This is a genomic window from Alkalinema pantanalense CENA528 (assembly GCF_050753345.1).
GTDB classification, from domain to species: domain Bacteria; phylum Cyanobacteriota; class Cyanobacteriia; order Leptolyngbyales; family Leptolyngbyaceae; genus Alkalinema; species Alkalinema pantanalense.
Genome location: NZ_JBLZFX010000096.1, coordinates 14,604 through 23,659, shown reverse-complemented (window position 1 = coordinate 23,659; position 9,056 = coordinate 14,604). Strand labels below are relative to the sequence as shown.

Below are 9,056 nucleotides of genomic sequence, written 5' to 3'. Positions count from 1 at the left end.
CAGTAAACTACCGGATAATGTACCCAAGCCGGAATTATCCGCCTCAATTCGGATAATGTCGTTATCCCGGATTTATCCGGAGTGAGTTGGATAACAGCCTCATTTAGGTAGTTATCCGCTCAGATCCATATAAATACTAGTTATACGGCAAACATTCACTTCCGCATCCCGACCATTAAATTTATAGCCACGTTAAATCTTTCCCAATTATTAATTCTGTCTTCTTTGCATGATGAGTGTTTTTCATAGCAATTAATTTTGTCTCAAAATTACAACGATCTGCTAATTCCTGCACTTTACTATCATTGTCGTAAGTCATCAGAAAGTTACCTTTTAGTCTATGTACTAAAACGAATAATGCTTCATGATTAATATCTGAGTAACGATAGAGTCGTTGTCCCGCCTTTATATAAGGCGGATCAATGAAGAAGACAACATCATCTCTGCTAGCATTTTTCTTGCAAACCTCGAATGCATCACCTTCGATAAAGTTAATCTTGTGCTTGATTTGATCTATTGCAAGAATTCGCTTTTTAAGGGTTTCAGGGTACCATCGAGAAGTTATTCCTTTTCCATTTTCCCCATTCTTGATAAAGCTAGCTCCATTTGCAAGGATGCCGCCTCGATTTACTCGGTTCCTGATAATCGTTGCAAAAGCACGAGACTCCAAAGATTCACTAGCCCGGTCTATTGCTTTTCTTGCACTCTCTGGAGTCAGTTGAAAATGCACAATAGCATCACCAAGCCACTCAGCTCCACCATTCAAGATGACTTTCCAAACAGCAGCAACATCCTCGTCTTTTTCAACCATCGTTACCCGATCGACAAGATTTTCACATACAGCCGTTAAACTTACAATTCCGCCACCCGCAAAGGGTTCAATCAGTTCTTTGTCAGAACTATCCTGATGATGCAGCCATTTCCGAATCTTTGGAATGAGCCAAGTTTTCCCACCAGCATATCGGAAAGGACTACGTTGTGGGACACTGGAAACATTCACCACATCCTGATTTTTAGTGATAATTTTGGAGTCAAACAACTCAATTTGAAACATCAGTTTGGTTCTTACTGTAATGGAATATCGGCAATAGTTTGTGTATCTGGGGGATTGTCTAGCTTGTCATCAAGCTTTTGTTGTAGTACTTCAATAAAATCTTCTAGTTTGCCAGCTTCTGGCGTAGAAATTCGGTTAATCGCTGCCCAGTATTCTGTATAGATAACATCACTCAAAACCAAGTTGAAGTGATCATCCTGAGATTCTAGATCGTAAAGGTTCCAGGCAATTTCAGCTTGATTCTGTCTAACCTGTGGTAGCTCTGGTAGGGTTTCAAAAAAGCACTTTTGTACAACGACTACCTGCTTTTTGCCCCACTCGCGCAAAATCTTCCCTTTGTAGAGTAATTGCGGCACTAATCGCTTACGGGAAGATGAAAGGTAGTCTGGAGTTGGATAATAGTCTGCAAGTTGTGACCAGTTGACAGATGCCCAACCTTCAGGGTCATTCATGTAAGTTTCAAAAGGTTTTCGCACATTACCAGAGATGTACACTGCTTGTATTTCGACCGCCCCAAAATCTAAAACTTTTCCTCGCTCATCATAGGAAACAAGTACCACATCAATATTTCCAGCGGATTGACCATTGGCATCCTTCAACCGAACTTCCGTGAGGGAAGTCCAGCTAGTATTTTCTCCAAAGAAGAAAGTAGCGGCGTTTTCAGCTATTAGCCAATCTTGCCGAAAACGAACTGGACAAGTAATGACCGGAGACTGTTTGTGGTAAATGCTGCATACTCCGAGGGGATCGTTTGCCTTATCCTTGGTACAATTAGGCACCTTATTGTTGTACGGGCACAGCTTATTACGGCGATATCGCGCTGCTTGTTCTGAGAAGCTGCTACTCGGAAAACCAAAGACCTCTGCAAGCGGATTGTTTGACATACGGGCGGATCTTAAACGAAGACTAGGCAGGCTCTAAGGGTACCGCACATGCGCTGAAAAAGCCAGCTATAATTAAAGTCCTCGGTGTAGGGTGCCGTATAACACTGCGCTGCAACGGACGAAATGGAGATCTGGGTGATGTGCCAAAGGGTTCCTGCCGCCGTTGAGCTTCACCGTTATGCTTCGCCATGCCCAGGATACCCCGTCAATCGATCGTGCCCTCGAAGCCCTGCGATCGTCAGTATTGCTCCAAATGCTTCTTGGCTCAACGCTCCTGCTCTTTCCTGAGATTATTAGCCAGCGTTGGCACTAATTTACTTCCCAGATGATGCTTGTTGTGACCAATTCTCCTGTGCCTGTGACCAAACTTCCATTAAACGTTTGGAGAACAATTGCAATCGTTCTGACTCATCTTGAACCTTCGCATATTCCCCACTACTCTGTAAATAAAGAAAAAGTTGGGTTTGAAACTCCTGGGAAATATTACGAGACTGTACCCACATTTTTTGCGTAGTGGTTTGGCTTAACAAAGTGGTTGCAAGGGTTGCCAAGCCGCTAATAGCAGGCACAATCCAATCAAACTGCCCCAGAACTTTGCCAACAGACAAAGCCGAAAGAATGGTCGTGCAACCCGCTAGGGCAATACTAGTCACCTGAAGCCGCTTATATCGAACTTTATGGCGGTCAGCCCGTTTAGCAAAATCTTTAATCAGGTGATCGCACTGCTGAAGAGCCTGCTGTTTCCTCTCCTCTAAATTTTCAGCAGGGGACATCGGATTATATCTCTCCATAGGCTTCCTTCCTGAATGGTTTCACGTCACCACGATAATACGATCTTAAACGGTTGAACGAGATGCGAAAAGAGAAGCCACAGTCCCCTGCCCAAATTTAGAAATCTGCTCGACAATCGCGAGACCACTCTCCTCTAAAAATCGTGCCATAGGTCTTAAAGCAGCTTCCATCCTGGGCTGGTTGATTGAAAATTTCCCGGATTGGCTCCCAGAACAGCCCCGTCTGCATTTGGCCCCGCACCGTAATCGCGGTGCTACCTGCGGGAAGAAGCACTGTTCGTTTGGAACCAATGATTAAATTCATCAGCTTAAAGTCTTTCCGTCTCCCATTAATGGTGTAGCTCACTTGATAATTAGCCACGTAGCCACCCTGGTTAAACACAGTGACCTTGGGAGCCGTCGATGCCGATGCAGACAGTGCCAAGGTGGGAACGGTGGCCAGGGTGAGCGCAGTGGCTGCAAGAATTTGACGAAGCATAATTTGTCTCCTTGAGAGCAATGAGGTTTGCTTGTATAAGGAGAACCACGGTGGTCTTTTTGAGTTTATGCAGGGGAGCCTTGAATTGTGAGCGATCGTGTATTTTCTCCCTCATTCGTATGATGCAAAGTTCGATCGGCTTTTCAGGCTATTTCGTGGGCAGTCGTTTTCGGACAAAAAACCAGAAAAACTTCATGATTAGCCCAGCTTAACCCGTTCTCACACTTGATTGGAAATACTACACTGTCAGAAAAATCAACCCACAGCAGGTTAACTTTGCGTTAGCCCGCTTAAGTTGTTGGTGAGGATGTAATTGAAGGTGGTCTGTGAGGTATGTACCAGAGGTATGTACCATAAGTAACAATGTCTTGTATAGACAATCCAGATGAACAAAATCAAAATTCTGTTTTTGGCAGCCGATCCTAGCGATTCTACTCGATTGCGTCTGGGGGAGGAGCTACGCGAAATTCGTGAAAGATTGCAACTTTCTAAGCAACGAGATGGATTCTCTCTGGAATCTCGTGAGTCGGTGCGCCCAGAGGATTTAACTCAGGCAATTTTTGATGTTGAGCCTCAAATTATTCATTTCTCTGGACACGGCACGGACACTGGAGAACTTTGCTTTGAAAACAGTTTAGGCAGGACGCAACCAGTATCAACTGTTGCTCTGACTAATCTGTTCGGGTTAGTATCCAATCAAGTTAGTTGCGTAATTTTAAATGCGTGTTACTCAGAAATCCAGGCAAAAGCGATTGCTGAGCATATTCCGTTTGTCATTGGTATGAATCAAGCAATCGGTGATAAAGCTGCAATCACTTTTGCTGTCGGGTTTTACAAAGCTTTAGGGGCAGGACGTTCAATTGAAGAGGCTTACAAATTTGCTTGTTTAGAAATCCAATTACAAGGTATTTCAGAACATTCAACACCTGTTTTCTATGGTAAAGTTGGCGAAGCAAAACCTAAACAAGCTCCATTCACTTTTCAATCATTTAATGCCGAAGATGATTTGCGCTCAGAGAAGGGAATAGATTACAGCGACTTACGAGATTTGCTGAAGGCAGGGAAGTGGCAAGAAGCCGACGATGAAACTCTGCGCGTGATGCTACAAATAGCAAGACGGAAGAAGCATGGTTGGTTGGATCTTCAGTCTATAGAGAAGCTGCCTCATATTGATCTACGGACAATTGACGCTCTCTGGGTGAAATACAGCGGAGGTAAATTCGGCTTCAGCGTGCAGAAGAGAGTATATTTATCGTGCTGCGAAAAGACAGACCGTAGATATGTATATTACGAGGACGAATGCTGGAAGAAATTTGGCGATGCCGTAGGGTGGCGTGTAAACGAAAAATGGATTTGGCATTCTGAAGCTAACTTTAATATCTCAGCACCTCAAGGTCATCTCCCTATAATTTTTCCAAAGTTTACTAATCCTTTCGATCAAGCTTTCATGACTGGAATGATCACTGGCTATTACAATTGCCCAGACGATGCTTTTTATACATCTCCTCATAGTTTTCTTCTTCTTTCTCGTAGTGACTTTTAAGCATTGAAATAGATTCCTTATAGTTTCAGTTTTCGGTAAGTACGATGTAGTTTCAATTTTCGGTAAGTACGATAGGGTAGTTCCCTGATGGGATGACAGGACAGTAATATAAAATTGATCCATTGATGCGACAGATTCGATCCCCCTAAGTCCCCCTTAATGTCGAATTTCTTCAAAGTCCCCCTTATTAAGGGGGATTTAGGGAGATTGGGTGATTTGCAAGCAAAAAGATGATTTTACTAACAATCTTGGCTACAGCTATAAGTCCAAAAGCTTTCTCATCTGAACAAGGTTTCTCCTTTTGAACACAAGAATTTGCATTAGCTAGGAGAAACCCATATTTTTTTGCGTTTATACAGGTGTGCCGAAAGCTGGAGTTCGATCGAACCTGACTTGACCTATTACGATCGGGCAAACAAATCCAGCGGTAAATGCCCAAAGGTTTCATTCACCCCATCCTCATAGGCCGACTGACAGGATACCAAAACGCCCCGGTGCTGGCCCTCGTAGGCTTCCGCATGACAACTGCGCATTTTGGGATTGTATTTGATGTAAATTGCGCTCTCCACTGGAGGCACCTCAGGCCGCTCGTCATAGCCCAAAGCCGCCATGTACTGATACAGCGCCAATTGTCCCGTAGCCCGATCGTCGGCGCAAACCCCAAAAATTTGATAATCCGAAGCCTCCGCAACCTCCGCCAAGGCCGCTTGAATCGTGGCTGCATCCGGCAAGCGATCGGCAGGAATGCGATCGAGGCAAAGAAATTGCCGTAATACCTTTAACGCAGAGGCTAAATCCAACACTGGAAAAGACATAAGTCAAATCAGTAATAACAATAGAAATTGAAACAGCACTTGAAAGTGTTTTCAAGCTGATCATTTCACAAAGTGCCATCAAGCGATCGAAAATGTCTAAAATCTTAGCTGATGTCTAGGTGGAACGACTAGACTAGAAGTTAGTTTACTCCGCTAGTTGACTGTATCCCGATGGCGATTGTGAATTCTGTGGACGCACTCCCAACCCCAACCCTGGACATGCTGCACCAACTCCGCGATCGCCTGCGACCGGGGCAACGGGAAATTGCCGACTGGCAGGGCGGACAGTTGGCCGTCTCAGCCGTTCCCGGTGCTGGGAAATCCACCGGAATGGCCGTCGCCGCCGCGATCGCCATTGCCCGCCACCAATTGCACAGTCGCAAACAACTGGTCGTCGTCACCTTCACCCGATCGGCAGCCGCCAACCTCAAAGGCAAAATTCGCGGCTATCTCAAGGAACTCAACTTGCCCATGGGTGGCTTCACGGTCAATACGCTGCACGGGCTGGCCTGGTCGATCGCGCGGGGCTACCCAGAGCTTTCCGGCCTTGCCCCAGACGCCGTCTTGCTGACCACGAACCAAGGGCATCGCTTAATTCGCAACAGCGTTGAGCAGTGGATTACCCACCATCCCAGCCTCTACCAACGGCTCCTGGAAGGCCAAAGCTTCGACAGCGAGGAAACGGAACGGCTGCGGCGACAGTCGGTTCTGCGCACGGAGGTTTTGCCAGCGCTGGCGGATACGGTGATTAAGGAAGCTAAAAAATCCGGTTTGCAGCCCCAGGACTTGTTCACGCTGGGAGAACAGGCCCAGGATGAATACGCCGTGCTGACGATCGCCGCTGGGTTGTACGAGCAGTATCAGACCTTGCTGAAGCAGCGCAACTGGATGGATTACGAGGAAATGATTTTAGGGGCGTTGCGGGTGTTGGACGATCCCTTAGTGCGCGATCGTTGGCAATCCCAAGTCTTTGCCGTCTTTGAAGACGAAGCCCAGGACTCTAGCCCCTTGCAAACCAAACTCTTGGACATTCTGGCGGGGCCGTCCCAAAATTTAATTCGGGTAGGCGATCCCAATCAGGCGATCAATTCCACCTTTACGCCCGCTGATCCGATTTTCTTTCGGAAATTCTGCGAAGACTGCGCTGAGGCCGATCGTCTCGCGGAAATGACCCAGGCAGGCCGCAGCAGTGCCATTATTCTCGATGCGGCCAATTTTGTGCTCCAGTGGGTGAATCACCAAGCCGCCTTGAGCCAGCGATCGCAGGAAGAGATTGATCCGTCTGCCAAACTCCCTTCACCCCATCCGCTCTTAAGCCGCCTCGCCGATCAACCGTTCCGGCCCCAGTTGATTCAACCCGTAGCAACCAATGATCCTCAACCCAACGCCAATCCAGACCCCGAAGGAGCAGGTTTGGAAATCCACCAACCGACAGATATTTTTGAATCTGTGGAACGCATCGGCCAACGGATTGTTGAGTTATTAGAGAAAAACCCAGAAACGTCGGTGGCAGTGCTGGTGAGAACCAATGACCAAGGCCGATTTGTTGTTCGGGAACTCCGCCGTTGGCATGGGGAAGAGTTACGAATTTTTGAAGTGGGGGAACGCGATCGGAAATCCCAAATCCCTGGAGAAATGCTAGGGTTGCTGCAATTCCTCGATCGGCCCCATTCCCCGGATAATTTGAAAGCGGCCCTCTCCGTTCTGGTCGATCGGCGACTGATTCCACCCCAGGATCTCAATGCCCTGATCACTGCGCCGGAGCAGTTCCTCTATCCCCTCGCCCTCGATCCAGAACAAACGCCCCCAGTGCAATCCGCCAGCCGCTACTGCCGCAGTCTACTCCAAGCACGGCAGCAATTACCCCTGTATCAAATCATTCCGTTCCTCGCCTATACCCTGGACTACGACCAAACGGAATTGGCAACAGCGGATAAGTTAGCAGAACGATTGAGCCAGCAAATGCAGGAAAACACGCTAGAGGAAATGCTGAACGTCCTTGGAGAAATCGTCAGTTCAGAAGCCTTTGAACCTGTGGATGCGGAGGAATCCGACGATCGCTACACTCGCGGAGGCCAAGTGACGGTGATTACGATGCACAAGGCCAAGGGGTTGGATTGGGATGCGGTGTTTATGCCCTTCCTACACGAAAATGTCATTCCGGGTAGAGTATGGGTTCCCCCAGCGGCCAATTTTTTGGGCAATTTCACCCTCTCAGAAGTCGCACGGGCTCAAATCCGCGCCTGTATCCATGGTGAGCCATTGCCAGATTTACCCAGCGCGTGGGAACGAGCCGCCTCGCTAAAAATGGCGGAGGAGTTTCGGTTGCTCTATGTGGCGATGACGCGGGCCAAGCGACTGCTCTGGATGTCCGCCGCCGAAAAAGCTCCCTTTGCCTGGAGTAAACCCGATCGCCTAGACGATCGACCCGCCTGCCCGGTCATTCCTGCCCTCCTCCGCAAGTTCCCCCACTGCGCGATCGATGCTGCCGATTTTTAGATGGAACTCAGCTAAAACTCATCATCAATGAATCTAATTTTCAGAGTTGCGCGTAATCATAACAAGTATCCGAAACCACTTAATTAGGAGAAAGGTTATGCAATGGCGTTCACTGAGGCGTTCACTGATCATGATGCTGGCCTTAGGTTCATCCACTTTTTTTGTAACACAGAGTAAAATTTTGGCATCTCCTGCCCAAGCGATACAAGCTCAATCCCTTGAGATGCAGGCTAGACAGTCATTTTTTAGCCACCCACCGCAATTAATTCGGACTGCGGCTTCGCAAATCTCAACCTATACCCCCTCTACCTACGAGTTCACGATCGCGCTGCCCGAGAATGCTGGACAACCGCTGAAAGCTGTCAAAATTACCCAAGAACCCAACTTCGAAACCATCAAATTTGCAACTAACCGGAGCCAAGCCTTTGCTGGCAACCGCTACGCTGCTGGCCCTCAAATTGCCCTTGCGAGTCTTGGGGGGACGGAAGATCCTGCTGGGGGAGTGACGATCGTCTTTGATCAGCCAGTGCAGCCCGGTCAAACCGTGACGGTGAGTTTAGAAGCCAATGCGAATCCCAGTTGGAGTGGGGTTTATTTGTTTGGTGTGACTGCGTACCCGGAGGGTGAATCCAGTCGGGGACAATTTCTAGGTTACGGACGTTTCCATTTTTATGGAAATAGCTAGCTCAGGCCCATCAACGCTTCACCTAATTTCTGTCTATCGGCAGGATTTAAATTGGCTGGTTAACAATAGGGAACAATGCAATTTTTCGATCGGGTAAAAACGCGCGATCGCTGGCTGTGATTGACGATCGGACGCTGCGATCAAAGTCTACCGGTGGATAATTTTCAAGGTGAACGTTCAATAGTTGCATTTTTCTGATCGTTCCTCCCTGAATACTAAAAGATGGGACGCTAGGACACACTGACTCAATGGCACCGAAATTACGACATCCTTGACATTGCTAGACAAAGACATTGCTAGACAAAGC

Annotated in this window: 9 protein-coding genes; 4 read left to right on the top strand and 5 right to left on the bottom strand. The window is 47.5% G+C overall.

The genetic code is table 11. The features are described 5' to 3' along the window. Nucleotides 1-181 precede the first annotated feature (181 nt). Both ACN4EG_RS22520 and ACN4EG_RS22515 read right to left on the bottom strand, forming a co-directional pair. Nucleotides 182-1,054, bottom strand: a complete 873-nt coding sequence (locus ACN4EG_RS22520) for a DNA adenine methylase (RefSeq protein WP_431632445.1) — start codon at nt 1,052-1,054, stop codon at nt 182-184. A gap of 11 nt (nt 1,055-1,065) precedes the next feature. Then, nucleotides 1,066-1,938 (bottom strand): NotI family restriction endonuclease, encoded by an 873-nt coding sequence (locus tag ACN4EG_RS22515; RefSeq protein ID WP_431632444.1) that lies wholly within the window; start codon nt 1,936-1,938, stop codon nt 1,066-1,068. Between the two features lie 178 nt (nt 1,939-2,116). Here ACN4EG_RS22515 and ACN4EG_RS22510 point away from each other — a divergent pair, with 178 nt between their 5' ends. Continuing rightward, on the top strand, nt 2,117-2,251 hold the full coding sequence (locus tag ACN4EG_RS22510; protein ID WP_431632443.1) for a hypothetical protein: 135 nt from the start codon (nt 2,117-2,119) through the stop codon (nt 2,249-2,251). Between the two features lies 1 nt (nt 2,252). Here ACN4EG_RS22510 and ACN4EG_RS22505 read toward each other — a convergent pair whose 3' ends face one another. Further along, the gene (locus ACN4EG_RS22505; protein ID WP_431632442.1) at nt 2,253-2,729 is read right to left on the bottom strand and encodes a DUF4231 domain-containing protein; all 477 of its coding nucleotides are present in this window, start codon (nt 2,727-2,729) and stop codon (nt 2,253-2,255) included. 97 nt (nt 2,730-2,826) lie between these two features. Beyond that, entirely contained in the window at nt 2,827-3,207 is a 381-nt protein-coding gene (locus ACN4EG_RS22500) for a hypothetical protein (protein ID WP_431632441.1), read from the bottom strand. 385 nt (nt 3,208-3,592) lie between these two features. Between ACN4EG_RS22500 and ACN4EG_RS22495 the strand changes: the two genes are divergently transcribed. After that, the gene (locus tag ACN4EG_RS22495; protein ID WP_431632440.1) at nt 3,593-4,750 is read left to right on the top strand and encodes a GUN4 domain-containing protein; all 1,158 of its coding nucleotides are present in this window, start codon (nt 3,593-3,595) and stop codon (nt 4,748-4,750) included. Between the two features lie 401 nt (nt 4,751-5,151). On the opposite strand, the gene ACN4EG_RS22490 is transcribed toward ACN4EG_RS22495, so the two are convergent. Continuing rightward, entirely contained in the window at nt 5,152-5,565 is a 414-nt protein-coding gene (locus ACN4EG_RS22490) for a DUF1824 family protein (RefSeq protein ID WP_431632439.1), read from the bottom strand. A 171-nt stretch (nt 5,566-5,736) separates the two neighbouring features. Here ACN4EG_RS22490 and ACN4EG_RS22485 point away from each other — a divergent pair, with 171 nt between their 5' ends. Together ACN4EG_RS22485 and ACN4EG_RS22480 are read left to right on the top strand one after the other, a co-directional pair. After that, the gene (locus tag ACN4EG_RS22485) at nt 5,737-8,064 is read left to right on the top strand and encodes an ATP-dependent helicase (RefSeq protein ID WP_431632437.1); all 2,328 of its coding nucleotides are present in this window, start codon (nt 5,737-5,739) and stop codon (nt 8,062-8,064) included. Nucleotides 8,065-8,161: 97 nt separating this feature from the next. Beyond that, nucleotides 8,162-8,749 carry a DUF2808 domain-containing protein gene (locus ACN4EG_RS22480; RefSeq protein ID WP_431632436.1) on the top strand — a complete coding sequence of 196 codons (588 nt, stop codon included), beginning with the start codon at nt 8,162-8,164 and terminating at the stop codon, nt 8,747-8,749. Nucleotides 8,750-9,056: the final 307 nt, after the last annotated feature.

Excerpts from the sequence above, each read along its gene's own strand:
- ACN4EG_RS22480 (WP_431632436.1), top strand. The coding sequence starts at position 8,162 with ATGCAATGGCGTTCACTGAGGCGTTCACTGATCATGATGCTGGCCTTA.
- ACN4EG_RS22515 (WP_431632444.1), bottom strand. The coding sequence starts at position 1,938 with ATGTCAAACAATCCGCTTGCAGAGGTCTTTGGTTTTCCGAGTAGCAGC.
- ACN4EG_RS22495 (WP_431632440.1), top strand. The coding sequence starts at position 3,593 with ATGAACAAAATCAAAATTCTGTTTTTGGCAGCCGATCCTAGCGATTCT.
- ACN4EG_RS22500 (WP_431632441.1), bottom strand. The coding sequence starts at position 3,207 with ATGCTTCGTCAAATTCTTGCAGCCACTGCGCTCACCCTGGCCACCGTT.
- ACN4EG_RS22505 (WP_431632442.1), bottom strand. The coding sequence starts at position 2,729 with ATGGAGAGATATAATCCGATGTCCCCTGCTGAAAATTTAGAGGAGAGG.
- ACN4EG_RS22485 (WP_431632437.1), top strand. The coding sequence starts at position 5,737 with ATGGCGATTGTGAATTCTGTGGACGCACTCCCAACCCCAACCCTGGAC.
- ACN4EG_RS22520 (WP_431632445.1), bottom strand. The coding sequence starts at position 1,054 with ATGTTTCAAATTGAGTTGTTTGACTCCAAAATTATCACTAAAAATCAG.
- ACN4EG_RS22510 (WP_431632443.1), top strand. The coding sequence starts at position 2,117 with ATGCTTCGCCATGCCCAGGATACCCCGTCAATCGATCGTGCCCTCGAA.
- ACN4EG_RS22490 (WP_431632439.1), bottom strand. The coding sequence starts at position 5,565 with ATGTCTTTTCCAGTGTTGGATTTAGCCTCTGCGTTAAAGGTATTACGG.